At 65.1% G+C, this 24,670-nt stretch carries 22 protein-coding genes and 1 pseudogene; 15 read left to right on the forward strand and 8 right to left on the reverse strand.

Annotated features, from left to right (window positions below):
• Positions 1-182: 182 nt before the first annotated feature.
• Complete coding sequence (gene lldP / locus HFGMBDPB_RS22115; protein WP_212646266.1) at positions 183-1,865, reverse strand: L-lactate permease; 1,683 nt, start codon at positions 1,863-1,865, stop codon at positions 183-185.
• Positions 1,866-2,448: 583 nt separating this feature from the next.
• Between lldP and HFGMBDPB_RS22120 the strand changes: the two genes are divergently transcribed.
• Genes HFGMBDPB_RS22120 through HFGMBDPB_RS22130 form a run of 3 tightly spaced genes read left to right on the forward strand, consistent with a single transcriptional unit; the run spans position 2,449 to position 5,733 of the window.
• Positions 2,449-3,333 carry a putative selenate ABC transporter substrate-binding protein gene (locus HFGMBDPB_RS22120; RefSeq protein WP_016446779.1) on the forward strand — a complete coding sequence of 295 codons (885 nt, stop codon included), beginning with the start codon at positions 2,449-2,451 and terminating at the stop codon, positions 3,331-3,333.
• A gap of 19 nt (positions 3,334-3,352) precedes the next feature.
• The gene (locus HFGMBDPB_RS22125) at positions 3,353-4,177 is read left to right on the forward strand and encodes a phosphonate ABC transporter ATP-binding protein (protein ID WP_212646267.1); all 825 of its coding nucleotides are present in this window, start codon (positions 3,353-3,355) and stop codon (positions 4,175-4,177) included.
• Complete coding sequence (locus tag HFGMBDPB_RS22130; protein ID WP_016452889.1) at positions 4,168-5,733, forward strand: PhnE/PtxC family ABC transporter permease; 1,566 nt, start codon at positions 4,168-4,170, stop codon at positions 5,731-5,733. The genes HFGMBDPB_RS22125 and HFGMBDPB_RS22130 overlap by 10 nt, the downstream gene beginning before the upstream one ends.
• Here the strand turns inward: HFGMBDPB_RS22130 and HFGMBDPB_RS22135 are convergent.
• The gene (locus HFGMBDPB_RS22135) at positions 5,730-6,671 is read right to left on the reverse strand and encodes a LysR family transcriptional regulator (RefSeq protein ID WP_212646344.1); all 942 of its coding nucleotides are present in this window, start codon (positions 6,669-6,671) and stop codon (positions 5,730-5,732) included. The two genes, HFGMBDPB_RS22130 and HFGMBDPB_RS22135, sit on opposite strands and share 4 nt — an antisense overlap.
• A 145-nt stretch (positions 6,672-6,816) precedes the next feature.
• Between HFGMBDPB_RS22135 and HFGMBDPB_RS22140 the strand changes: the two genes are divergently transcribed.
• From HFGMBDPB_RS22140 to HFGMBDPB_RS22155, 4 genes are all read left to right on the forward strand, one after another.
• Positions 6,817-7,764: a DMT family transporter gene (locus HFGMBDPB_RS22140; RefSeq protein ID WP_212646268.1), complete on the forward strand. Its 948-nt coding sequence runs from the start codon at positions 6,817-6,819 to the stop codon at positions 7,762-7,764.
• A 212-nt stretch (positions 7,765-7,976) separates the two neighbouring features.
• Entirely contained in the window at positions 7,977-8,585 is a 609-nt protein-coding gene (locus HFGMBDPB_RS22145; RefSeq protein WP_013802750.1) for a peptidoglycan recognition protein family protein, read from the forward strand.
• 3 nt (positions 8,586-8,588) lie between these two features.
• Positions 8,589-9,056, forward strand: a complete 468-nt coding sequence (locus HFGMBDPB_RS22150) for a hypothetical protein (protein ID WP_212646269.1) — start codon at positions 8,589-8,591, stop codon at positions 9,054-9,056.
• 44 nt (positions 9,057-9,100) lie between these two features.
• Entirely contained in the window at positions 9,101-10,405 is a 1,305-nt protein-coding gene (locus tag HFGMBDPB_RS22155; RefSeq protein ID WP_249343623.1) for a tetratricopeptide repeat protein, read from the forward strand.
• 58 nt (positions 10,406-10,463) lie between these two features.
• On the opposite strand, the gene HFGMBDPB_RS22160 is transcribed toward HFGMBDPB_RS22155, so the two are convergent.
• The 3 genes from HFGMBDPB_RS22160 to HFGMBDPB_RS22170 all read right to left on the reverse strand — a co-directional run bounded on the left by HFGMBDPB_RS22160 (position 10,464) and on the right by HFGMBDPB_RS22170 (position 14,859).
• The gene (locus HFGMBDPB_RS22160; protein WP_046238385.1) at positions 10,464-10,967 is read right to left on the reverse strand and encodes a flavodoxin family protein; all 504 of its coding nucleotides are present in this window, start codon (positions 10,965-10,967) and stop codon (positions 10,464-10,466) included.
• Positions 10,968-11,010: 43 nt separating this feature from the next.
• Complete coding sequence (locus HFGMBDPB_RS22165) at positions 11,011-13,344, reverse strand: TonB-dependent siderophore receptor (protein ID WP_349305389.1); 2,334 nt, start codon at positions 13,342-13,344, stop codon at positions 11,011-11,013.
• 180 nt (positions 13,345-13,524) lie between these two features.
• Complete coding sequence (locus tag HFGMBDPB_RS22170) at positions 13,525-14,859, reverse strand: sigma-70 family RNA polymerase sigma factor (RefSeq protein WP_212646271.1); 1,335 nt, start codon at positions 14,857-14,859, stop codon at positions 13,525-13,527.
• A 121-nt stretch (positions 14,860-14,980) separates the two neighbouring features.
• Between HFGMBDPB_RS22170 and HFGMBDPB_RS22175 the strand changes: the two genes are divergently transcribed.
• Together HFGMBDPB_RS22175 and HFGMBDPB_RS22180 are read left to right on the forward strand one after the other, a co-directional pair.
• Positions 14,981-15,232 carry a hypothetical protein gene (locus HFGMBDPB_RS22175; protein ID WP_223275196.1) on the forward strand — a complete coding sequence of 84 codons (252 nt, stop codon included), beginning with the start codon at positions 14,981-14,983 and terminating at the stop codon, positions 15,230-15,232.
• Positions 15,233-15,265: 33 nt separating this feature from the next.
• Positions 15,266-16,072: a DUF4377 domain-containing protein gene (locus HFGMBDPB_RS22180; RefSeq protein WP_212646272.1), complete on the forward strand. Its 807-nt coding sequence runs from the start codon at positions 15,266-15,268 to the stop codon at positions 16,070-16,072.
• Between the two features lie 166 nt (positions 16,073-16,238).
• On the opposite strand, the gene HFGMBDPB_RS22185 is transcribed toward HFGMBDPB_RS22180, so the two are convergent.
• On the reverse strand, positions 16,239-17,138 hold the full coding sequence (locus HFGMBDPB_RS22185; RefSeq protein WP_099751217.1) for a LysR family transcriptional regulator: 900 nt from the start codon (positions 17,136-17,138) through the stop codon (positions 16,239-16,241).
• Between the two features lie 211 nt (positions 17,139-17,349).
• Between HFGMBDPB_RS22185 and HFGMBDPB_RS22190 the strand changes: the two are divergent.
• Positions 17,350-17,951 (forward strand): annotated as a pseudogene (locus HFGMBDPB_RS22190) (glutathione S-transferase family protein).
• Between the two features lie 46 nt (positions 17,952-17,997).
• Positions 17,998-20,073 carry a 2Fe-2S iron-sulfur cluster-binding protein gene (locus tag HFGMBDPB_RS22195; RefSeq protein WP_212646273.1) on the forward strand — a complete coding sequence of 692 codons (2,076 nt, stop codon included), beginning with the start codon at positions 17,998-18,000 and terminating at the stop codon, positions 20,071-20,073.
• 86 nt (positions 20,074-20,159) lie between these two features.
• Here the strand turns inward: HFGMBDPB_RS22195 and HFGMBDPB_RS22200 are convergent, their stop codons facing one another.
• On the reverse strand, positions 20,160-21,191 hold the full coding sequence (locus HFGMBDPB_RS22200; protein WP_212646274.1) for a P-loop nucleotide/nucleoside kinase family protein: 1,032 nt from the start codon (positions 21,189-21,191) through the stop codon (positions 20,160-20,162).
• A gap of 154 nt (positions 21,192-21,345) precedes the next feature.
• Between HFGMBDPB_RS22200 and HFGMBDPB_RS22205 the strand changes: the two genes are divergently transcribed.
• From HFGMBDPB_RS22205 to HFGMBDPB_RS22220, 4 genes are all read left to right on the forward strand, one after another.
• Positions 21,346-22,044: a hypothetical protein gene (locus tag HFGMBDPB_RS22205; protein ID WP_043790381.1), complete on the forward strand. Its 699-nt coding sequence runs from the start codon at positions 21,346-21,348 to the stop codon at positions 22,042-22,044.
• Between the two features lie 14 nt (positions 22,045-22,058).
• Positions 22,059-22,271 carry a hypothetical protein gene (locus HFGMBDPB_RS22210; RefSeq protein ID WP_043790383.1) on the forward strand — a complete coding sequence of 71 codons (213 nt, stop codon included), beginning with the start codon at positions 22,059-22,061 and terminating at the stop codon, positions 22,269-22,271.
• A gap of 111 nt (positions 22,272-22,382) precedes the next feature.
• Positions 22,383-22,847, forward strand: a complete 465-nt coding sequence (locus tag HFGMBDPB_RS22215; RefSeq protein WP_212646275.1) for a GNAT family N-acetyltransferase — start codon at positions 22,383-22,385, stop codon at positions 22,845-22,847.
• A 555-nt stretch (positions 22,848-23,402) separates the two neighbouring features.
• Positions 23,403-24,332: a hypothetical protein gene (locus HFGMBDPB_RS22220; protein WP_203401038.1), complete on the forward strand. Its 930-nt coding sequence runs from the start codon at positions 23,403-23,405 to the stop codon at positions 24,330-24,332.
• Here the strand turns inward: HFGMBDPB_RS22220 and HFGMBDPB_RS22225 are convergent.
• A complete protein-coding gene (locus HFGMBDPB_RS22225; protein ID WP_152683565.1) occupies positions 24,304-24,639 on the reverse strand; it encodes a hypothetical protein in 336 nt (111 codons plus the stop codon). The two genes, HFGMBDPB_RS22220 and HFGMBDPB_RS22225, sit on opposite strands and share 29 nt — an antisense overlap.
• Between the last annotated feature and the right edge of the window lie 31 nt (positions 24,640-24,670).

Consider the following 24,670-nt stretch of genomic DNA (forward strand, 5'->3'; position numbering starts at 1 on the left):
GATTCTCAGAATTGGTTTTCAGTGATTCACGGCGCTATGCGCCAGCCTCATCGCATGAAACCCGCACTGCCCAAGCCAGGGACACCGAGCAAGGGCCGCCCCGCCGCGAGGGTGTCGTCCCCCTCCCCCGCGAAGCGGGTAGAGAGGGGGAAGGCGCGCAGCGACTCAGGGGGTGTTTCATGTCAATACCCCGGAATCATCCACGTAAACACATAGGCTTGCAGCGTCGTGATCACCCCGATGATCACGGCGAACATCAGGCTGTGCTTGACCGTGAAGCGGAACAGGTCCGACTCGCGCCCTGCCAGGCCCACGGCCGCGCAGGCAATGGCGATGGACTGGGGCGAGATCATCTTGCCCGTCACGCCGCCCGTGGTGTTGGCCGCCACCGTGAGCACCTGGGGCAGGCCCAGCTGCTGCGCCGTGGTGGCCTGCAGCGCGGCGAACAGCGCGTTGGCCGAAGTGTCCGAGCCCGTGAGGAACACGCCGATCCAGCCCAGGAAGGGCGAGAAGAACGTGAACGCCTGGCCCGTGTGTGCCAGCGCCAGGGCCAGCGTGGCCGACAGGCCCGAGTAGTTGGCCACGAAGGCGAAGGCCAGCACCATGCCGATGGAGTAGATCGGCACAGCCAGTTCCCTGAAGGTCTCGCCCAGCGTGGCCACGGCCTTGGCGGGAGACAGGCGCGTGAAGGTGATGGTGATCAGCGCCGCGATCAGGATGGCCGTGCCGGTGGCCAGCAGCCAGTTGAAGGTGTAGACCGCGCCGTAGGGCGCAGCAGCGGCCACGACGGGCGGCGTCTTCTCCACCAGGTTGTGCAGGAAGGGCACGGGGATGTTGATGACGGTGGAGGCCATCGGGCCACCTGCGGCGAACAGCGCCTTGAAGGGCTTGATGCTCCAGACCGTCACCATGGCCGTGAGGATGATGAAGGGCGACCAGGCCTTGATGATGGCGCCTGCTGTCAGCGGTGCACCGGAGGTGATGGCCGGTGCTGCAACTGCCGCAGCCTTGCCGCCCTCGCCTTCCGTGTCGAACCGGAAGATGCGCTTGGGCTGCCAGACCTTGAGGAACAGCGTCAGCGCCACCAGCGAGACGATGGCCGAAGTGATGTCCGGCAGCTCCGGGCCGATGTAGTTGGCCGTGAGGAACTGCACCACGGCGAAGGAGCCGCCGCCCACCAGCACCGCAGGCCAAGTTTCCTTGACGCCGCGCCAGCCGTCCATGATGGCCATCAGCCAGAACAGCACGAGCACGGTCATGAAGGGCAGCTGGCGGCCGGCCATCTGGCCGATGGCGAAGGCATCCACGCCCGAGACCTGCCCTGCCACGATGATGGGAATGCCCATGGCGCCGAAGGCCACGGGCGCCGTGTTGGCGATCAGGCACAGGCCCGCCGCATACAGCGGCTTGAAGCCCAGGCCCACCAGCAGCGCGGCAGTGATGGCCACGGGCGCGCCGAAGCCGGCCGCGCCCTCCAGGAAGGCGCCGAAGCAAAAGCCCACCAGGATGAGCTGCAGCCGCTGGTCGGGAGTGACCGACAGGATGGACGAGCGGATCACGTCGAACTGCCCCGTCTTGACCGAGATCTTGTAGAGGAACACGGCCGCCACGATGATCCAGGCGATGGGCCACAGGCCGTAGAAGAAGCCGTACACGGCCGAGGCCAGTGCCGCGCTCACGGGCATCTTGTAGAACAGCAGCGCCACGCCCAGCGCCAGCGCCACGGTGACGGTGCCAGCCTGGTAGCCCTTGAGACGGAACCTGGTCAGCGCCAGGAAGAAAAAGATGATGGGAATCAGCGCGATCAGCGCCGAGATCCAGATGTTCCCGGCGGGATCGTAGTTCTGCTGCCAGATGGTTTGCATGACCGTGTCTCTAGATGATGGGGAGGGCGCGGTAAGCGCCCCTTGTCGGCCACTCCCCCTCGTTGCAGCGTTGGCATGCGGTGCGATCCGCACAGGATGTCTGCTGGCTGGCTGCAACGGTGGGAGTGTTCCCCGCGCTGGCGCCTTGTGGGCCATTGGCAAATTGGTCCAACCAATTAAGCCAAAATTCAGACCATTGCGCGAAGTGGTGCGATTCTCAGAGCTTTCAAGTGGGCAGATGAACAGGGTAAACACCTAAAATAGTGCAGATAACGCACCAGGATATTTATTGGTCATACCAATAATGGATATTTTGGTGCAACGCATGTTCAAGTCCCCGGCCAGGCAAGGTCCCAGGCGGTGCACAAACGCGGCGCACGCGGGAAAAAGATCGGCGGCCGCGCTGTGCCGGCAGGTCCGCCGCTCAAGCCTGACGCTCCCCAACGGAAAAGCCCGCTCCCTACAATGCAGCCTCAGCGGTCGGTGTACCGCCCTTGTACCTTCGGCGCCCGGGTCAACCCCGGGCGCCCTATTAAACCGCCGTGTATCCGGACGGCGGTGGCTGATTGAACGGAGCCCATCCATGAACCACATTCCTGCGCGCCGCTCGGCGCTGCGCCAGGCGGCTGCCTGCGTGCTGGCCGCCTCCACCCTGTCCAGCCTGCCTGCGCTGGCCGCCGAACCCGCCGTGCTGCGCGTCTCGGCCATCCCGGATGAAGCTCCCACCGAGCTGCAGCGCAAGTTCGAGCCGCTGGGCAAGTACCTCTCGGCACAGACCGGCATGAAGGTGGTGTTCACGCCGGTGACCGACTACGCCGCCGTGGTCGAGTCGCTGGCCACGCGCAAGCTGGACCTGGCCTGGCTGGGCGGCTTCACCTTCGTGCAGGCCAAGATCCGCACCAACGGCACGGCCATCCCCATCGTGCAGCGCGAGGAAGACGCCAGGTTCACCTCCAAGTTCATCACGGCCAACCCCGCCATCAAGACCCTGGCCGACCTCAAGGGCAAGAGCTTTGCCTTTGGCGCGCCCTCGTCCACCTCGGGCAGCCTGATGCCGCGCTTTTTCCTGCAGCAGGACGGCATCAACCCCGAGAAGGACTTCAAGACCGTGGCCTTCTCCGGCGCGCATGACGCCACCGTGGCCTTCGTGGCCGCCGGCAAGGCCGAGGCCGGCGTGCTCAACGCATCGGTCTGGGACAAGCTGGTGGAGAGCAAGAAGGTCGATACCAGCAAGGTGCGCGTGTTCGCCACCACACCGCCCTACTTCGATTACAACTGGACCGTGCGCGGCGACCTGGACCCGGCCCTGGTCAAGAAGCTGACCGACGCCTTCCTGGCGCTGGACCCGGCCAAGCCCGAGCACAAGGCCATCCTGGAGCTGCAGCGTGCCGCGCGCTTCATTCCCACCCAGGCCTCGAACTACGAAGGCATCGAGGCCGCCGCCAAGTCGGCCGGCCTGCTCAAGTAAGCCGCAGCAGGCGCAATCCATGAGCTTTGAACTGCAAGGCGTGGGCCTGACCCACGCCGGCGGCGGCATTGCGCTGCGCGGCGTGACGCTGGCCGCACGCCAGGGCGAAGCCATTGCGCTGATCGGCCCCTCGGGCGCGGGCAAGACCACGCTGCTGTCCGTCATCGGCACGGCGCTGGCGCCCAGCCAGGGCCGGCACAGCGTGCTGGGCAACGAGGTGCCTGCGTCCAGCGCGGGGGCTCCCCGGCTGCTGCGCGCGCGCATCGGCACGGTGCACCAGGCGCCGCCCATACCGCCGCGCCAGCGCGTGGTCACGGCCGTGCTGGCCGGGCGGCTGGGCCGCTGGCCGGCCTGGAAGGCGCTGGCCTCGCTGCTGTACCCACAGGACACCGCTGGCGCGCGCGAGGCCCTGGCCCGCGTGCAGCTGGCAGACAAGCTGTTCGCGCGCTGCGACCAGCTCTCGGGCGGGCAGCTGCAGCGCGTGGGCATTGCCCGCGTGCTCTACCAGCAGGCCGAGCTGATCCTGGCCGACGAGCCCGTGGCCGCGCTGGACCCGGCCCTGGCCCTGTCCACCGTGCAACTGCTGGTGCACGAAGCCGCCGCGCGCGGCGCCACCCTGGTGGCCAGCCTGCATGCCGTGGACCTGGCGCTGGCCTGCTTTGCGCGCATCGTGGGCATCCGCGATGGCGCCATCGCCTTCGACCTGCCGGCGGCTGAAGTCACGCAGGAACACCTGCGTGCGCTGTATGTGTCCGAGCATGCTGGCGATGATCCCTCCCGCCCTGCGTGGACACCCGCGCCCGCCGCCTTTGCCGCACCGCTGTCCGCATCCGCATGCCGTTGAGTTCCGATCTGCACGCGCTGCGTGACCCCGCCGCGCCCCGCCGCCTCGGCGCCCTGGTGCTGGCCGCCGTCGTGCTGTGGCCGCTGTTCCAGGGCGCGGGCTTCAGCCTGGGCGCGCTGTTCGATCCCGGCAACCTGCAGGTCATCGGCCGCTTTCTGGCCACGTTTCTGCCGCCCGAGACCGGGCGCGACTTCCTGGGCTACCTGGGCCGCGCCACGCTGGAGACCCTGGCCATTGCCACGGCCGGCATGGCCCTGGCCTTTGTGCTGGCCGTGCCGCTGGCCTACCTGGTCACGGGCGCCGCGCGCGAGCGGCGGGCGCTCAATCCCGTCACGCGCGGCCTGCTCACCATTCTGCGCGGCGTGCCCGAGCTGGTCTGGGCCCTGGTCTTCGTGCGCGTCTTCGGCCTGGGGCCGGCCGCTGGCGTGCTGGCCCTGGGCCTGACCTATGGCGGCATGCTGGCCAAGGTCTATGCGGAAATCCTGGAATCGGCCGACCCCGCACCCGCGCGTGCCCTGGCGCAGGCCGGCGCGCGCCGGCCGCTGGCCATGCTGTACGGCCTGCTGCCCCAGGCCGCGCGCGAGCTGACCTCGTACACCGTCTACCGCTGGGAGTGCGCCATACGCGCCTCGGTGGTCATGGGCTTTGTGGGCGCGGGCGGCCTGGGCCAGCTCATGGACCAGGCCATGAAGATGCTCAACGGCGGCGAGGCCTCCACCATCTTGCTGACCTTCATGCTGCTGGTCTGGGGCGCCGACCTGCTCTCGCGCGGCCTGCGCCGCGCGCTGGACACGCCACCCGCCGCGCGTGCCAGCGCCTGGGGCTGGCGCAGCGCCCTCGCCTGCGCCGCCCTGGCGCTGGGCGTGGCCGCCAGCTTTGCCATGCTGGAGATGGACCTGCCCTCGCTGTTCACCGGCGCGGCGGGCCGGTCCATGCTGGAGTTCGTCATCAGCTTCTTCCCGCCCGACACCAGCGCCGAATGGCTGCGCAAGGTGGCCGTGGGCGTGTGGGAGACGCTGGCCATTTCCGTGGTCGGCACCCTGCTGGCGGCCGTGCTGGGCCTGCTGCTGGCGCTGCCGCGCTGGCGCGCCCCCTGGAGCCTGGTGCTCAACGTGCTGCGCTCCGTGCCCGAGCTGGTCTGGGCCACCATCACCGCCCTGGCCGTGGGCCTGGGCCCGTTCGCAGGCGCGCTGGCGCTGGCGCTGCACACGGCCGGCGTGCTGGGGCGCCTGTATGCCGAGGCCCTGCAGAACCAGCCCGCCGCCCCCACCCAAGCGCTGCGCCTGTCCGGCAGCGGCCGTGCCATGGCCTTCCTCTACGCGACGCTGCCCGGTGCCGCGCCGCAGTTGCTGGCCTATACGCTGTACCGCTGGGAGATGAACATCCGCATGGCCGCCATCCTGGGCTTCGTGGGCGCGGGCGGGCTGGGGCAGCTGCTGTACTTCGAGCTGTCGCTGTTCCACTATGCCCAGGCCAGCACCGTCATCATCGCCATGCTGGCGCTGTCCGTGGCCGTGGACTGGGCCAGCGCGGCGCTGCGCAGGCGCATGGGTTAGGTGGTGGAGGCCGCGGCGCCCTCGCCTTCCACCTCGACCAGGTAGTCGATCAGCGCCCGCAGCTTCAGCGGCACATGGCGCGTGGGCGCATAGACCGCATGCACCACGCGCGGCGCGTACTTGCCGCACAGCGTCCAGCCCGGCAGCACGGGCGCCAGCTGCCCGGCCTGCAGCGCCGCCTGCGCCGCAAAGTCCGCTACCACGCCGATGCCTGGCCCCTGCTGCAGCGCCTGGATGATGCCCAGGCTGCTGGCAATGGTGATGGGCGTATTCACCAGCAGACGCGTAGCGGGCGCGGCCGGCTGATGCCCAGCGCGCTGCGGACGCAATTCGACCTCGTTCTGGAACTGGCCGTAGCCCAGGCTGATGAAGGGATGCGCCAGCAGTTGCCCGGGCTCCGTGATCTGCGCATGCTGCGCCAGATAGCCGGGCGTGGCCACCAGCACATAGCGGATGGTCTTGAGCGGCCGCGCCACCAGCCCCGGCGCGATCTGGCCCGGCACGCTGATGCGCAGGCCCAGGTCCAGCCCCTCGGCCACCAGGTCCACCATGCGGTCCGTCATGTCCACCTGCACCTGCACCTCGGGCCAGCGCGCGCAAAAGCCCGGCAGCAGTGGTGACAGCCAGAGATCGCCCAGCACGGCCGGCGCGCTGATCTTCAGCAGCCCGCGCGGCTGCTGGCGCAGCTGGCCGGCCAGCGCCTGCACGGCCTGGGCATCCTCCACCAGCCGCAGGCAGGCCTGATGGATCTCTGCCCCCGCCTCGGTCAGCGACAGCGAGCGCGTGGTGCGCTGCAGCAGCCGCAGCCCGAAATGCGCCTCCAGCCGCCCCACGCTGCGGCTCACGGCCGAGGTCGTCAGCCCCAATTGCCGGGCCGCGCCCGCAAAGCTCTGGTGCTCCACCACGCGGGCGAAGACCAGCATTTCATCCAGGGGCATGGCGGTATCGGGCAAGGCGCTACTCCGGTCTTTGTTGCATGGCATGCAATATTAATTTGAATGACTCATGGATTGTTGATTGATTGCAAGGTCCGCAAGATACGGCCATGCGCTCCATACCGAAGCGCGCCCAGGAATCGACACCATGTCCCACAGCCCCAGCCTCACCTCTGCAACCTCAACCACGCGGCCCCGAGCCAGCCAGGGCGGCACCTGGCGCATGCTGCTGGCCATGGCGCTGTCGGGCACCATCGGCCTGCTGGTCGTGGAAAGCGCGCTGCCGCCGCTGCTGGTCGTATTCGCCCGGTGCGTGCTGGGTGCACTGGGCCTGGGCCTGTGGCTGGCCTGGCGGCGCGAATGGGTCGCCCCTCAAGGCCGTGAATGGCTGTGGCTGGCTGGCGGCGGCATCGCCCTGGTGCTCAACTGGGTCGCCCTCTTCAGCGCCTACCACTACAGCTCCATCGCCGTGGCCACCGTGGTCTACCACGTGCAGCCCTTCATGCTGCTGGCTCTGTCGGCGCTGCAGGGCGAGCCCGTCGAACGCCGCAAGCTGCCCTGGCTGCTGCTGGCCCTGTTGGGGGTGGCGCTGAGCAGCGGCCTGGTCGGGCTGGATGGCATGGATGCATCGCATGCTGGAACAGGCGCCTGGATAGGCGTGGCCCTGGCCCTGCTGGCCGCCGCTCTCTACGCAGGCACCACGGTCGCCACGCGCCGCCTGGGCCACATGCCCTCGGCCCAGATCGCCATGCTGCAGATGCTTGCGGGCGGACTGGTGCTGAGCCTGTGGGCCCTGCCCCTGCTCACCCATATCGCCGCAACCAGCCCTCAATTGCTGTCAGCGCGCGCCGCCTCCATGGTGCTGACCCTGGGACTGGTCCATACGGCCTTCATGTACACGGTGATGTATGCCGCATTCCAGCGGCTGCCGGCGCCCGCCATTGCGGCACTGTCCTTCGTCTACCCCGCCATGGCCTTGCTGGTGGACCTGGCCTGGTTTGGCGCCGTGCCGTCGGCGGCGCAGTGGGTCGGGATGGGCTGCATCCTAGTCGCAGTCGTGGGCCATCGCGCAGGCATTGCATTGCGTCGCCATTGAGCCCCCTGTGAATTCCGGGGATTTACGGAATTCATCCATCCTTCATGAAATCCACCCAATTGTTTCAATATATTTCCAATAAAGAGGCGCACAGTACATTTCGAATTATTTTTATCCCTTCAGCCCGTATGCTCTCCCGGCTTTCCGCCATTCGCATTCATTCAGCCGGAATACAGAGGGAGAAATAATTGGCCACTATCGAAAAAGGATTGATGGTAGACAAAAGCGTCGAAGTCAAGACCTATCCGTCCATAGAGCACGGCGCCTTGCTGTCCGTCACCTCCATCGTGCTGCACCGCACTGACTCGTCCACGGCCGCCAGCGTGCTCAATGCCTACAAGAGCGGCCAGAAGACGGGGGCGCACTTTCTGATCGAGAAGGACGGGAAGATCTACCAAACCGCCAGTCTGGAAAAGATCTGCTGGCATGTGGGAATTCTTCAGCCGCGCTGCGTCAACGAGAGCACCTGCGATCCCACGGAACTCAAGAACATCAATGCCCTGCTGCACCAAAAGGGCCTGAGCTTCAGCAAGCGGGCCAAGAATGTGTCATCGCACGAGAACACAAAGGCCTATCCGTTGCGTTATCCAGCCAACAGCGACTCCGTGGGCATCGAGGTGGTGGGCCGTTTCCTGCCGTCGACCAAGGACTACGAGGCGCCCACCCAATCGCAGCTTTTCCAGACCAAATGGCTGACCCAGCAATTGGTGGACCACTACAAGCTCAAGCTTCTGTCCGATGTCTACTCCCACGGCGCCATTGCCCGCAAGGAAGCGACCGAAGGCGCCCAATTGCTGCGCTACATCTTCACGGGAGCCTGAGCCATGCCATCCAGCCAGCTTTTCAACAATCCCTCTCGCAGCCTGCGCATTGCCGCCTGGGCTGCCGTGATGCTGTGCCTGCATGCGCCGCTGCAGGCCTCATCTACATCCACATCCACGCCCACGCCCAAACACGCGGCCAAGGCGGCACCCATTTCCGTCATCGGCCCGGTCACCCGTTCCGTAGGCTCGGGCGAGACCATGGGATGCGAGAAAGTCAGCCTGGACGCCGCCGACGTGGCCCGCTATTTCGCGACGGCAAAGCAAGTCTCGGCTGGCAGCTTCCATGAGGAATCCATCATCCTGCCCTGCAGTTTCAGCGGACGGCTGCTGCGCTCGGGCAAGGTCTATGAATGGAACATCAACGCCGCCGGCGCCGGCTACCTGCGCAGTGAAGATGGTGAACAGGACCTGCGCTACCTGTGCCGCAAGGCCTGCGAGAAGGCATTGCCGCAGTTGACGGGGCTTTGACCTGTTGTTCAGACATTGTCTGCACGGGCGTCTTATCGCTCCCATTGAGTGGTGCCACATCCTCCTGTCAAACACAGCGGATACGATGGCGCCTCCCACAATATTCCCAACAGACCATGGAACGACTGATTTCCCAAGGAATGCATGCCTTCAGCCAGGGCGACCACGCGCGAATGCATGCGCTATGGTCTGGCACCACGGTTTTCAGCCATCTGGACAATGAAGCGATTGCCAGCCTCTTGGCCAGCATTCAGGCCACTGCCGAATCAGGCCAGGGTAGCGAATGGTCATGGCTGATGCTGTGCCTGGTGTATCTCGATTCCAGTGACCAATTCACCGAGGACCGCGGTATGGCATTGCGCCAGGTCGGCGAATGGGCGCAGCGCGCACTGGCAATGTCACCAGGCAATGCCTATGGACACCGCTATTTGGGCAGTGCCCACTATTGGCTGGACGAACCCGAGCCCGCGCTGGCCGCCTACCGCAAGTCTCATGCCTTGCAGCCCCAGGCGGACTTGCAAGCCCGCATTTTCGAGATGGAGCATGCCGTGCCCTGGCGCAGCATCTTTTCCTATCCCGAGTTGGCTGATAGCCCGGCGGCACCCGACTACTACACGGCCGGCGTGACCGTGGGCAAGTGGAAGCGCCCCGACACGGATGCAGCAGCCCTGCAGGAAATCGAGCGCCTGCAGACCACACTCTACGAACGCTGTCTGGAGCGCTTCGCCAGCGCCGGCACGCCGGCAAACGGCCAGGAGGCCGCGCCCGCCGCGCTGGACATCCACACCTATGCCATGTGCTGCAACAACCTGGGCGTGCTGTACAACGCGCAGGAACAGTACGAGCAGGCGGCCGCCGTCCTCGAAGCCGGGCTGCAGCAGACCTGTTTCCAGGCCCTGCTGGAAAACTTGCGCCATGCCTATCGGCAACTGGGGAACCGCAAGCAAGCCACCGACCTGTCCCTGCTGCTGATGGAGGACTACGCGCTTGACACCGGCCTGTATCTGGACTGCGCGCAGACCGCGTGCGCCTATCTCAACGAGACCAGCCACCACCAGGACGTCCTCGACATCGTGGCCGAAGCCGAGCGCCGCTATGCGCAGCTTTCGCCTCAGCAACAGCAAGCGCCATGGGAAGTTCGCAGCATGAGCTTCGTTCATGCGCACAAGGTCACCGCCCTCAGGGCCCTGGGCCAGCTCAAGGCCTCGCACCTTCAGCCTGAACTGGTCGAGATCGCCCTGCGCCACGATCCGGACGATGCCCAACTGCTCGGCATACGCGCCCACATGCAGGGAGCCCGGCAGCAGGTGGGTGGAAAAGGCAGATTCTGGTCGCGCCTGTTCGGCTGAACCACACCGGGCGACCGGGCCACCAAGAAATGTAGGCCACCCAAGATGCTGGCAACCCTCAAAAGACCCCCAGCGCCAGCCCGGCCCCCATCGCCTCCCCCAGCGCCCGGCACTGTTCCAGCTCAGTTGCGGCAATCTGCTTGGGCGCCAGGATGGCTTCGGTGGTCTGGGCGTGGGTGCAGATGATCAGGGGCTCGGCCACGGGCTTGAGGCGCCAGCCGGTGGCGATGCGGGCGATCTGGCGGGCTGCATTCTGGCCGTCGCTGCCGGCGCAGATGAGGCTGGCATAGGGCCGGCCGTTGATGCGGTCCAGCGCCGCGTAGTAGCTGCGGTCGAAGAAGTCCTTGAGCTGGCCGCTGATGGCGGCCAGGTTTTCCGGGGTGGCGAAGAGGTAGCCGTCCGCGGACAGCACATCGTCGGGGCCGGCCTCGCAGGCGTGCAGCAGGCGCACCTGCACGCCCTGGCCTTCGGCCGCTGCGCCGTCGCGCGCGGCCTCGGCCATCTGGCGGGTGCCGCCGGTCATGGAGTGGTAGACGATCAGCAGGGTCTTGCTTGCGTTCATGCCTCAAGCATAGAGCGCGGCCCGCCCAGCCACCGCGCCGACCTCAGAAATCCATCGATGCCGACACCACGAAGGTGCGCGGAATCATCGGCGAGACGGCACCCCAGGACGTGACACCGGCCCAGGCCTTGCGGTCGGCCACGTTCTGCACTGTGGCGCGCAGCGTGGTCTTGCGGCCCGCGATGCGGGTGGCATAGCGCAGGCCCAGGTCGGTGCGTGTCCAACCCGGGATGCGCAGGCGGTTGGCCTGGTCCACGAACTGGGCGCCGGTGTAGGCCAGGTCGCCGACCAGGGTCAGGCCCTCAAGGGCGGGCACATCCCATTCCACGCCCAGGTTGGCCAGCAGGCGCGAAGTGCCGATGGGCCGGTTGCCCACCAGCGCAGGCGTGGCCGAGCGCGTGATCTCGGGCTTGAGCCAGGTCACGCCACCGAGCAGGCGCAGGCCGCGCGCGGCCTCGCCGTAGGCATACAGCTCCATGCCCAGGTTGCGCTGCTCGCCGTTGGTCTTGTAGACGCCCTGGTCCAGGCCACCGCTGGGTTTTTCAATGCTGAACAAGGCGGCCGTGGCCATGAAGCTGCCGAAGTCGTACTTGCTGCCCACTTCGTACTGGCGGCTCTTGTAGGGGCGCAGCACCTCGCCGTAGTTGCTGGCGGCGGGCGGGGCGATGTCGCCCTTGCTCAGGCCTTCGATGTAGTTGGCGTAGAGGCTCCAGTTGGGCGCCTGGCGCCAGACCACGCCCACGGCGGGCGTGGTCACGCTCTCGTCGTAGACATTGGCGGTGCCGCCTGTGAGCACGTTGTAGTTGGTGGACTTGATGGCCTGGTGGCGCAGGCCCAGCGACAGTTGCAGCCTGTCCTGCAGCAGCGAAAGCGTGTCCACCAGGGCCAGGCTGGTGTTGCGGTTGTCATGAATGCGCGGAATGGCCGAAGGCCGCGCAATGCTTTGCGGCGCATGGGCAACAGGCGCATAGATGTTGGACGCCACCGCCGAGCCCGCCTGCAGCGCACGGTGGAAATCCTCGCGGTAGCTGGCCAGCTGCAGCGTGACCGAATGCTTGACACCGGCCAGCGCAAAGCGCGAGCGCAGGCCCGCGTCGATGGTGCTGCGGTCCACGTCGAACACCGCATAGGTGGGCGTGATGCTGGTGGCACCCGCCGCACTGGTCAGGCGCGGGGCGGAGTCATAGATGCGGTCCACATTGGCGCGCGACTGGCCGATGTTGGCGAACAGCGTGAGCTGCTGCGTGAGGTCCAGCTCGGTGCGCAGCAGCACGGCGCGCTCGCGATTCCTGGACCATTCCCAGGGCTGGGTCACGTTGAGTGTGCCGTCGGGCGCAGCAGGCATGGAGGAGAGCCCCGTGGGCATGATGGGCCGGCCCACGCCGTCGATGCGCTCGTCCTGCGAGAGCAGGTCCAACGTGGCGCGGAAGCGCTCCACCTCGTAGTCCAGCGCCACGGCCAGCACATGGCCGTCGGTGCTTTGATGGTCCATGGACGTATCGCCGCCGTACTTGCTGGCGTTCACACGGATGCCGTACTGGGCCTCGTCGCCAAAGCGCCGGCCCAAGTCGGCATGGGCACGCCAGAGGCTGTCCGAAGTCCAGCCCGTGGTCAGCCGCGCCACATCTTCATTGGCGCGCTTGGGAGCGATGTTGATCACCCCGCCCACCGAGCCGTTGGGCGACATGCCGAACAGCAGCGCGCCGGGCCCCTTGACCACCTCGATGCGGTCCACGTACTCGGTGCGCACGCGGTAGTTGGGGGCAATGCCGTAGATGCCGTCAAAGGCGATCTCGCCCGAGTTGCCTTCCCAGATCGGAAAGCCCCGGATATAGAGGTTGTCCACGTTGCCGCCCGGCAGCACGGTGTAGCGCACGGAAGGGTCGCGGTTCACCGCCTCGGCGATGGTGCCGGCCTGCTGGTTGCGCACGGCCTCGGACGTGTAGCTGGTGGTGCTGAACGGCGCCTGCATGTTGCCGGTATTGCCCAGCACGCCCAGGCGCACGCCCTTGGCCACCTGCCCGCCGGCGTAGGGTGCGGGCAGCAGGCTCACATACTGGTCACCGGCCGTCACGGTGATCTCGGACAGGCGGTGCGCATTCTCAGGCGCGTTGGCCGCAGCGGGAAGCAGCGTCAGCGTGCCGCCCTCGATGCGGCCCTGCAGGCCGCTGCCCTGCAGCAATGCCACCAGGCCCTGGCGCACATCGTGGCTGCCGTTGAGCGCCGGGGCCTGCCGGCCCTGCACCAGTTCGGAGGAGTAGGTGAGCTGCAGCCCCGCCTGGCGCGCAAACTGGCTCAGCGCCTGGGCCAGCGGCTGGGCCGGCACGTCGAAGGACACCGATTGCGCGGCGGCCAACTGCAGTTGCAGGCCCAGCACCAGGCCTGCACATGCATGAAAAACCGCTGTGCGGCGGAGGCGGAATCGGAATCGGGAGGACTTGGGAGCGGACATAAGGACTTTCTGGAAGACAGGCTCATTGCGAATCGCCGGCACAGGCAGGGCGCCCGGCCTTTCATATGCAAATACGAGTCACTCCCAAAAACCCTGAAAAAAACTTCACGGCTCCGCGCGCCCGCCGCGCCGCGCAATCCGCAGGCCGCCGTCGTCCAGCACGCTGACCTGCACCGGGGCGAACTGCGGCAGCCCGCGCAACCATCGCTCGGTCTGGGCAATGCGCACATGGCCGCTGATGGCCAGTTGCGCCGCGCCCTCCTCCACCACCAGTCGGCGCCGCGTGTAGCGGCCCAGACGGTGGACGACGCGGCCCAGCGGTTCCTGCTCGAAGACCAGCTCGCCCTCGCGCCAGGCCGCGGGCCGTTGCTGGAGCTGCGGCTGCCAGGCAGCGCCGTCGGCATCTCCTGCCCCGCCGTCCAGGGGAATGCGCAGCGACTGGCTGTCCTGCAGCAACTGGCTGCGTCCGGTGGCCGCATGCTCCACCCGCACCTGGCCCGACTCCACCTGCACGCGCACCGCATCGGGCTCCAGTTCCACGCCAAAGCGCGTGCCCAGCACGGTCACGCGCAGGGGGCCGGCCTCCACCACAAAGGGCCGTGCCGCATCGCGGGCCACGGCAAAGAAGGCAGCGCCTTCCAGCAGCTGTGCCTGTCGCAGGTCGGCACGGTAGGTCAGCGCCACGCGGCTGGCGGCGTCCACGCGCAGCACGCTGCCATCGGGCAGCTCCAGGCTGCGCTGCACGCCCGTGGCGCTGGCCAGTTCACCTTGCCACAGCACGCGGCGGCTCCACATCTGCCAGGCAGGCCAGGCCGCGCAGGCCATGCCAGCCACGCCCAGCAGTGCGCCAAGGGCACGCCGCCGCCGCTTTCTGGAAGAGGCCTGCAAGCCCGCCTCCACCCCGCCGCGCCAGCGCAGCAAGGCGGCTTCCAGGCAGGCATCGGCCTGCATCAGGTCACGCTCCACGGTGTTCAGGGAGACCTGCAGACGCCGGGCGATGTCGGCCTGCCGCTCGCCATGCAGGCGGTGGGCCAGCAAGGCGGCCTGCATGCGCTCGGGCAGGTCTGCAATCGTGCGCTCCACCACGGCCAGTGCCTGCCGGTACATGGCGCGGTCGGCCACATCGCCTTCGGCCTCGGGCTGCAATTGCGCCCAGTCGTCCATGCAGCGCTGCTGCGCACCGCGCTGGCGCAGCCTGTCTATCGCCAGATGCTTGGCCGTGGCAAACAGGTAGGCCCGCGCGGCTTCGAGCGTGGGCGAGCTGCCATCGGGCAGCTGCGGCGGCGCATCGGCCAGGCGCAGCCAGGTTTCCTGGGCCAGCTCCTGCGCCTCATCACGGCTGCCGGTCTTGCCGGCCAGATAGGACACCAGTTGCTGCTGGCAGGCACAGAAAAGCTGGTGCCAGCGCGCAGCGGTCCAAGAAGCGGAAGGGGTGGGCATGGCCGGGGAGAGGTGATGAATCGACAACGAGAATGACTATCATTCTAATTTTGTTTGATCCAGGCTGGCTCGGCGGATTGGCCATCGAAGGCAAACTGTCCCCCATCAACATCCGGACCACATGCCCATGATCTTCCTGGCGATCACACCTACCGGCCTGGCACAGGCACTTCGCGCCGCCACCGAAAACGACGCCATCTGGAGCGGCAGCGACGCGATTTCCGAGGCCGACTACGCCGCCCGACAATGGCCCAACCTCAGCCGCTTTGCCTACTCGCTGGAGGACCGCGTTTTGATCGACGATGCCGTGTCTACCATTGAGGAACACCACCCGGGGCATACGATCTGGGTCGAGGCATCTTCCCTGCGATAGCGGGTTCTCTGGTCACCACCTTGAGGGCTTCAATTGAAAGCTTTTCTTCAATTCCTGGCAGCCATACTTTTGTCCACTGCAAGCCACGGCATGGGACACGTTGCCAGCCAAAGTGCGCTACCGCATCAAAACAAGGACGCGGAATATTTATCCGCCTACGAATGGAACCTGCAACAGGCTTTCGATGCCGTAGGCAAAGAGAAAAAGAATTGGAAAATACCAGACAGCCCCCCAATAAAGCTCTGGTTCTCCAAAGATGGAGATTTCGGCACACGGATATGCAATTTCATGAGCTGGAAATATGAGATGGATGCCGATGGAGGCTTCCAGATCAAGCCCGGCTTCTACACGATGGTCGGGTGTCCCGAGCCATTGATGGAGCTGCAAAAATGGGCGAGTGACTTACTGTCAAGGAAATTCCACTACACATTGACAACGGCAATCGCCAACGCACCGCCCCATCTGCAACTGCGCCTTGCCGATGGCAGCCGCTGGGAATTGAACGGCGAACCCACACCAATAACGAAGTACGGAAGTGAGGGCCAGCCGATTCTTCTGGAAGTCGAAGCGCAACATGTGCCGTGCAATGACAACACAGCCAATGGAACCGAGTGCCTGCGCGTTCGAGAAGTCAATTGGCATGTTCGCAACGGTAAAGGCGAATTCCACAATCATGGAAAATGGCAGAATTTCAAATTGACGGCGATTGATGGCTATTCACATCCACCGGGCTGGCACGGTGTTCTGAATGTCACTCGCTTCAAGTTGAAGAATCCCCCGTCCGGCGAAATGGCATTTGCCTATCTATTGCAGGGAGAAACAACCCGATTCTCCCAATAGAAACGCCATGCTTGCCTACGCGCCCAACCCCAGAGTCATTTCCCGAGCCACCTGCGCAGCCTCCCTGCGCCTGACCTCGGCCTGATCGACAAAGCCGCAATCCAGCGATTCGGCGTTGGTGCACATGGTTTGCAATGCGCGGAAGATGGCTTCCCGGCAATGGCCGCTACCACCTCAACGCCGCCACCCTCAGCGCATCCACCGCCATATCGATGAAGGCCCGCACGCGGTGCGCGGCATGGCGCCCTTCCCGGTGCACCACATGAATCGGTAGCGGCGGCCGCTCGAAGGGCTCCAGCACCAGGCGCAGTGCGCCGTCCTGCACGGGTTTGGCGATCTGGTAGAGCGGCAGGCGCGTGATGCCTTGCCCGGCCAGGGCGCAGTCTGCCGCAGCCTCGTTGGTCATGGACATGAGGCGCGGCTGCAGGCGCACGGCCAGGGCCTTGTCGCCTTCGAGAAACCGCCATTCGGGCGTGGAGGTGAGGCCGGATGCGGTGATGGTGGTGTGCTGCGCAAGCTCCTCGGGCCGCTGGGGCACGCCGTGGCTGGCCAGGTATGCGGGCGAAGCGCATAGCACCTGCCGCACGCTGCCCACGCGGATGGCCTGCAGCGAGGAGTCGGGCAGATCGCCGATGCGCACGGCCACGTCCACGCCCTCGTCCACCAGGCTGACCACGCGGTCCACAAACCAGCAGTTGACGTCCACCTCGGGAAACCGGCCCAGGTAGTCGTGCACCACGGGCAGCACGTGCATGCGCCCGAAGTTCACGGGCGCCGTGAGCGTGAGCCGGCCACGCGGTGCGGCGTGGGCGCTGGCGGCATGCTCGTCGGCCTCTTCCAGCTCGGCCAGGATGCGGCGGCAGCTGTCGGCGTAGGCCGTGCCGGCCTCGGTCACGCGCACGAAGCGTGTGGTGCGCGTGAGCAAGCGCACGCCCAGGCGCTCCTCCAGGTCGGAAACCGCGCGCGTCACCACCGAAGGCGAGACCTTGAGCCGACGTGCGGCCGAGGCGAAGCCGCCCGTGTCCACCACTGCGAGAAATGCCGTCATGGACTGGAAGCGATCCATCTGTGCCTGCCTTGTCTGTGTCGTATGTCTGCCCGGCTGCGAGCGGCCCGCGCAGGACTGCCCAGGTTTGCCCAGGTTTGCGCCGGCGCTTTGTTCGCGTTCCCGCAAGAGTGACTTGCCGCCGCCAGGGATTCTAAAGATGCGGGCGGAGAAGGAGGATACGTCCCGTGGCGCCGACAACAGGCGCCTTCACCAACCCCAAGGAACCGCAATGAAGCTCTACCACTTCCCCCTGTCCGGCCACGCCCACCGCGCCCGCCTCTTCCTCGGCCTGCTGGGCGTGGAGCATGAGCTGGTCCATGTGGACCTGGCCAACGGCGCGCAGAAGAAGCCCGAATTCCTGGCGCTGAACCCGCTGGGCCAGGTGCCGGTGCTGGATGACAACGGTACGGTGATTGCCGACTCCAACGCCATCCTGGTCTACCTGGCGCGCAAGCTGGACCGCCAGGACTGGATGCCCCTGGGCGCCCGGGCCGAGGCCGAGATCCAGAAATGGCTGAGCATCGCCGCCGGCCCCATTGCCTTCGGCCCCGGCTGGTCACGGTGTTCAAGGCCTCCTTCCAGGCCGAGGAAGTGATAGCCCGCGCCCACGCCATCCTCGGCAAGATCGAGGCGCAATTGACCACCCGCCCCTTTCTCACCGGCAGCGCGCCCACGATTGCCGACGTGGCCCTGTACAGCTACATCGCCAGCGCGCCCGAGGGCAATGTGGACCTGCAACCCTACCGCGAGGTGCGCGCCTGGCTGGGCCGCATTGAGGCGCTGCCGGGCTTCGTGGCATTCGCCCAGACACCGGCCGGCCTGCGGGCCTGAGTGCCTGAGCCACACCTCACCTGAAACCCCGGCAAAGGAGCGCACCATGCACCCGCAACCCCTGCAAAACCCCGCCTCGCCCTGGCATGCGGGCGAACTGGCGATCCAGCAAAGCGTTGGCGTCGTGGGCCGCATGGACATGCCGGGCCGCAAGTTCCTGCGCCCCTTCCTGCTGGACCAGCACCGAGAGTTCTATCCGCTGCTGCATTTCGTGGTGCTGGGCAGCGTGGATGCGCAAGGCGACGCCTGGGCCACGGTACGGGCTGGTGAGCCGGGCTTCCTGCACTCTCCCGACCCGCTGACCCTGCATGTGGCGGCGGGCCGCGATGCGGCCGACCCGGCCGAGCCGGGCCTGGCCGATGGCCATGCCGTGGGCCTGCTGGGCATGGACCCCATGACGCGCCGGCGCAACCGGCTCAACGGCACCGTGCGGCGCAAGACAGGCGTTGATGGGGCGGACGCCTTCGACATCGGCGTGGTCCAGAGCTTCGGCAACTGCCCGCGCTATATCCAGAACCGCAGCGTCCGGTTCGTCCGGCCTGCGGGCGAGCCCACGCAGGTGCCGGCGGTCGAACTGGCATCGCTGGACCCGCGCGCGCGGGAGCTGATTGCGCAGGCGGACACGTTCTACGTGGCGTCCTACGTTGATGGGGAGGATGGCCTGCGCCAGGTCGATGTCTCCCACCGTGGCGGCAAGCCGGGCTTTGTGCGGATCAACGCCGATGGAACGCTGACCATCCCCGACTTCTCGGGCAACCTGTTCTTCATGACCCTGGGCAACTTCCTGGTCAATCCCAAGGCGGGCCTGCTGTTCATCGACTCCGAAACCGGGGAAATGCTGCAGATGACGGGCGAGGCCAGCGTCATTCTCGACTCCCCGGAAATCGCCGCTTTCGAGGGTGCCGAGCGCCTGTGGACCTTCAAGCCCCGCCGCATCGTGCGCAGGCCCGACGCCCTGCCGCTGCGCTGGAGCATGGCGGCCGACGGCTGGTCGCCCCACCTGCAGATGACCGGAAGCTGGGCCGATGCCAGCCAGCGCCTGGCCGCCGCCCGGCTGGGGCGGCAGTGGCGGCCGTTCCGGGTGGCGCAGGTCGTGGATGAGAGTTCCACCATCCGCTCGCTCTACCTGGAGCCGGCCGATGGCATGGCCACGGTGGCCCCCCTGGCCGGCCAGCACCTGCCGCTGCGCCTCACACTGGCGGACGGCAGCCACCTGCAGCGCACCTATACGCTGTCGCTGGCGCCTTCGGACGGGCGCTTGCGCATCAGCGTCAAGAGGCAAGGCCGCGCATCCAGCCATCTGCATGGCCTGAAGCCCGGCGATCTGGTCGAGGCCCGTCCGCCCGCTGGCAGCTTCACCGCCGATGCGGCCCTGCGCCGCCCCGCCGTGCTGCTGGCCGCGGGCATAGGCATCACGCCCTTGCTGGCCATGCTGCGCCACATCGTCCACGAAGGCCGGCGCACCCGCAGCCTGCGGCCCACCTGGCTGTTCCAGGCGGCTCGCACGCGCAGCGAACGGGCCTTTGACACGGAGATTGCCGAACTGGTGAAGGCCGGCAATGCCGAGGTGCACTGGGTGCGAACGCTCAGCCAGCCCGGCACGGCAAAGGCCGGCCGCGACTACGACCATGAGGGCCACATCGACATGGCCCTGTTGAAAGCCACCCTGCCCTGGGACGACTACGACTTCTACCTCTGCGGCCCGGACGCCTTCATGCAGGCCACCTATGACGGCCTGCGCGAACGCAACGTGCCCGACGAGCGCATCCACGCAGAAGCCTTCGGTCCCTCGGCCCTGAAGCGCTCCATGGCAGGCGCAGCACCCGCCGCCGAACTGCCTGCACCCGCCACACAGCCTGTCCGCATCATCTTTGCCGACTCGGCCAAGGAAGCGCGCTGGAAGCCCGGCGACGGCAGCCTGCTCGAAGTGGCCGAGGCCCGGGGGCTGGAGCCCGCCTTCGGCTGCCGGGGCGGCAGCTGCGGCGACTGCCGCACGCGTGTGCTGCAGGGCGGGGTGACCTATGCCTCGCCACCCTCCTTCGCCGTGCCAGCGGGCGAGGCCCTGATCTGCTGCGCCGTGCCTGCGCAGGGGACGGGGGAGGCTTTGCATCTGGGGTTGTGAGGGGCCTGTCTCTGCGCGCTTTCCACATCAGGACATGCCGACGGCAAAAGGCACATCAGCGATTGCTGCCCAATGCCTCGCTGCATCTAGCTTTCTATCTGGACGAGTATCGATTCATCAAGCTCTATGACTTCAAACAGGCCCTGACCCCGCTCATAGACCTCCCCTGACAGGAACCGAACCACTTTCTGGCCGATGTGCATGCACATCTCCACGACAAAGCCATCTGCATCCCGGCGCATGTCTTTTATCCGCACAAGACCCAAGGGCAACTCAGCCAGCAGTCGGTCACGGTAACCAATGGATGCAGGCACGCCGGGACCCGACTCAGACGCCTCTGGAGTCACAAGGTACAGGCCGTGAAACCCGCTGCCATCGTCGATACGGGAAAGCATTGACCAGACACGTCCGTCCATCAGTTGGATCCAAATCTCGATGAACTGGAGATAGGGCACCTGCGGATGGCTCCAGACTGCTTCGCCAGGTACCCAGTGCTGCCGACCTGATTCATCCATATCCCAGCGGCCGCCTTCGGCCAACGCCATCTCGCAAGCTCGCCAGCCCACAATCACCTGCTGGTCGAGATCCTGAAGGGACGGGAACTGGCGCGGCCCCAAGGGCTGGATGGAGCTCCCGGGGGCCGGCTCGGTGTCGTCGATATGGACTACCGCGAACCCTTCCTGCTCACTCGGCGGATCGAACATGGCAAACACGCTGCGAATGGCCTGCTCCGGCACTTGGTGATCGGCTCGCCGCTGCGTGTTCCTCCGCAAGGCGGTCTGCAAATCGGCTTTGAGCCAAATACAGACTACGGGCACGCCATGTGATCTGGCAATCTGAATGGCACGCTCACGATGCACCGTCTTCGGAAGGGCGGCATCAAAGAACACCGCATCACCACCCAACGCTGCGGCGTTCTGTTGAATCCAGCTGCTCTTGCCTGCAGCTTGCACCCCCACCACCACATAGAGCTTGGTCGCGGGCGAGCTGACAGACAGTGCTTTGTCCAAGTCCCGGTACGCCAACTCCCATGCGGCAGCACTGCGTTCCGTGGTGAACAGGCGACCTTGTTCTGTTTCCAGATAGTGGTCTGGATTGATGTGCTTTGTGGTTTCCATGAATGACCAAGGCTTTATGGAGGAGCAATGTAACTGTGCGCCGCACCACACGGTCACCAGACAAACGGCGTTGCCAAGGCCAATGGTCTTCATCGATACACTCGCTGCAATTCCGGCGCCGGCCATCTACACCGCAACTCCCAAGCCCCTGCCCATGAAACTCGCCGTCCACCTGCTACGCCTGCCGTCCTTGGTTCTTGCCTGCTACATCGGCGTAGCCAGTGCACAGCAAACCACACCATCACCGGGCACCTATGTCCGCAAAGGCGGGGGTGGCGATCTGGTGGTGCAGGCTGGCGGCAAGTTCCACATCCAGACCGTGGGAGCCAATGGCCATACCTGTGAGCTGGAAGGCACCATCACCAACGGCCGGGCCAGGATGGCGAATTCGGCCTGCGCCGTGGACTTCACGCCTGCCGGTCAGCGCGTCGGGGTCGACACGGCCACCGCCGATGCATGCCGGGACTTCTGCGGCATGCGGGCCTGGTTTGGCGGCGATTACCTTCGGCCCACACCCGGCTGCACGGACAAGGCCATTGCCGCATCGCGCAGAAACTTCAAGCGCGCGTACGACGCCAAGGACTACCGCCTGGCGCTGACCACGCTGGCGCCGGTGCTGCAGGACTGCGATGAGGTGCTGACCGGCGTTACCAAGGGCTGGCTGCGCAACGACCTGGCGCTGGCGCAGCTTCGCTCGGGCGACGCAGCCGCCTGCCGCCAGACCCTGGCCCCGCTGGCCGAGGAAGCCGGCAAGACGGATCAGGAACTGCGCGAGGCCTATCCACCCACCGATGCCGATGTGGTGCTGCCCATGCTCAAGGCTGCGCGCACCAATCTGCGCTTGTGCAGTTGAGCGGAGCCATCGCCATGAAAGATCCCGCATCGCCCAACGCAGGAGTCTCCGGGCATTTCCGACGTGAGGCGAAGTGGATGCTGTGGGTGCTGGTGGTGCTGCCCTTGGCGCTGACAGCATTGGCGGTTTGGCTGGGTCCGCTGGTCCTGAACCCTGTGGAGAGAAGCCAGTGCTTGGATGCGGGCATGCAGGCTTCCCAGGAAAAGCGCAAGTGCGAGCAACGATAGAGAGAAGGAGCTGCCGCTCAAAGCCTGATCGCACCAAATCCCTGCCTACTCTTGGCCCCTTTTTTGTTTGCACGACAGGGCCCTTCATCAGGGCCATGCACACGCCTTTACATGACCGATATCCGCCCCGCCCATTTTCCCGAAGACCTCGACGCCGTGGTCCGCATCTTCCGGGAGTACGTGGCCAGTCCCACCGTGAGCCTGGACTTCCAGGACTTCGAGACCGAGTTCGCCGCCCTGCCCGGCAAGTACGCCGCACCCGAAGGCTGCGTGCTGCTGGCCTGGAAAGACGGCCAGCCCGTGGGCTGCGCCGCCCTGCGCCAGGTGGATGCGCAGACAGGCGAAATGAAGCGCGTCTACGTGCGCCCCACGGTACGCGGCGAGAACCTGGGGCGGCGACTGGTGGAAGGCATCCTGGACGCTGCGCGCCACGCAGGCTACAGCCGCATCTGCCTGGACATGCTGCCCGAGTTCCAGGCTGCGCAGCGGCTGTATGAAAACCTGGGTTTTGTGGATGCGGAACCGGTGAGCTTCAATCCCGTGCCGGGCACGCGTTATCTCGGACTGGATCTTTGAGGCATGCACCCTCCGGCAGGCGGCCTTCAGCGCCTGCACGGCTTCCGATGCGCTGACACCCGGTCCCTGAGTCCTCGTCTGCAAGCATTCAGCACGGTGAGACCGTAGCCCATACCCCGGTCCAACAGCCTGCCCGCAAGCGCAGCGGCGGTACGGACCACCTCTCCCCGCATCCTTCATCCGCAAATGCCCGTGGCCGAGCCGGGCAGCCTGCGCTTGTGCCCCGTGAATACCACCCATGGCGAATGGCGCTGCCTGGGACCCAACGCTTATTGGCAGCATCTCTATTCACCTGGAATTTCAAACCTGATTTTAGGAATTGTCCTAAGGATAATTCTGAAAATGATCTGCGGGCGACTTCTTTGATTGACCTCGTGCAGGCCATGAAATCAAATGAGGACTCTTCCCACAGCAAACATCAGAAACCCGCTTGGGCACTGACAGCGGATTATTCTCATGCTTGCAACCACTCATTTCCGTCAAATTGCCTTTATTGATCAAGGCGCATTGGCTGGAAACCTCGATTCCGCTTCTGAGCCAGCGTCTCCATACACCATGCCAGCCTCCATTGCCGCCACCTTCTATCAGATCGGCTATGCCGACATGCTTGCTCGCCAAATGGAGCAAAAACAGATCGATGCCATTGTGCTCAAGCCACAGGAATATGCAGACATACTGAGCGACAAGGCGCGCAACAATCCTCGCCTGGCGGCCACGCTGCATGCCATGCTGGCCCACAGTGCGCTTGGGCGATACTGGACACACACCGCCAGCCCGAATGCAGGCAAACCCTGGGTCGCTCCCGCCTCCCTGATGGTCAGCGACGCGTACCTGATCACCAAAACGCTGATTGCATTGGGCCTGGCCGGTGCCCGCTCCTATATCAAGACAACCGCCACAGGCACCTATATCATCATCACGGGCTACGCGGGACTTCGCCGCCAGCTGCTGCAAGGTACGCGATTCCTTGCCGCCAATCCACGCATGGTCCAGATGGGCCTGGGTATTCGCGGTCTGCAGAATGTGGCCAAGGGCGGGTTTCTCCTGAGCCTGGTGGTGGGCACCGGCATAGAGACACTGGACTTCATCTTCAATGATGAGAAGACCATGCATGATCTGGTGGGGGGAATTGGAGTGGAGGCGGTCAAGGCGGGATTGGCGACGATGGTGGGCCTTGGCTTGGGAATAAAGCTTGCAACGGCAACGTCCCTTGCAATTCTTCCTTTGGCTGCTGTGGCAGTGGCCGTACTTGTCACAGGAATCATCTTGAATCAAATAGACGATGATTTAAAAATCAAACAACGTGTGATCCATATGCTGCGCATTTCCACCAGCAGCATACCTCAAGGCATATATCGGATAAATATCGACAAACTCAATTTTGATAATCAGAAAACTTATCAGCAGATAGAGTATAAATTTAACAACTGTTCCACAGAAATTTTCAAAAATGAATTTATGTGCCGCACAAATCGTAAAAACTAATTAAGAAAATGTTGGACGCAAAAAAAATAAGGAAAACCTTGATATGGGGCATTCCATTAAATGTTTTCATTTTTATTCTCTGCATTTGGTACATTAAGCATGCAATATTTAATGATATCAAAGATCTCATTGAACTATCAGCATCAATAAGAATAACACCCGGAGCACCAGTCGTAGCATATTTTCCCGTAATATTGGCAGTTGGTCTAATTTCTTCATTATCCAAGGCAATACCATGCAAAACATCAATTTTAAAGGTAACTGAACGCAGCTTTAACGCAACCATGCTGGCAGGATTAATAATCATGGCTTCTTGCCTTGCCCTCATAGCTCCCTTG

The organism is Delftia sp. PE138, assembly GCF_018320755.1.
Classification (GTDB): domain Bacteria; phylum Pseudomonadota; class Gammaproteobacteria; order Burkholderiales; family Burkholderiaceae_C; genus Comamonas; species Comamonas tsuruhatensis.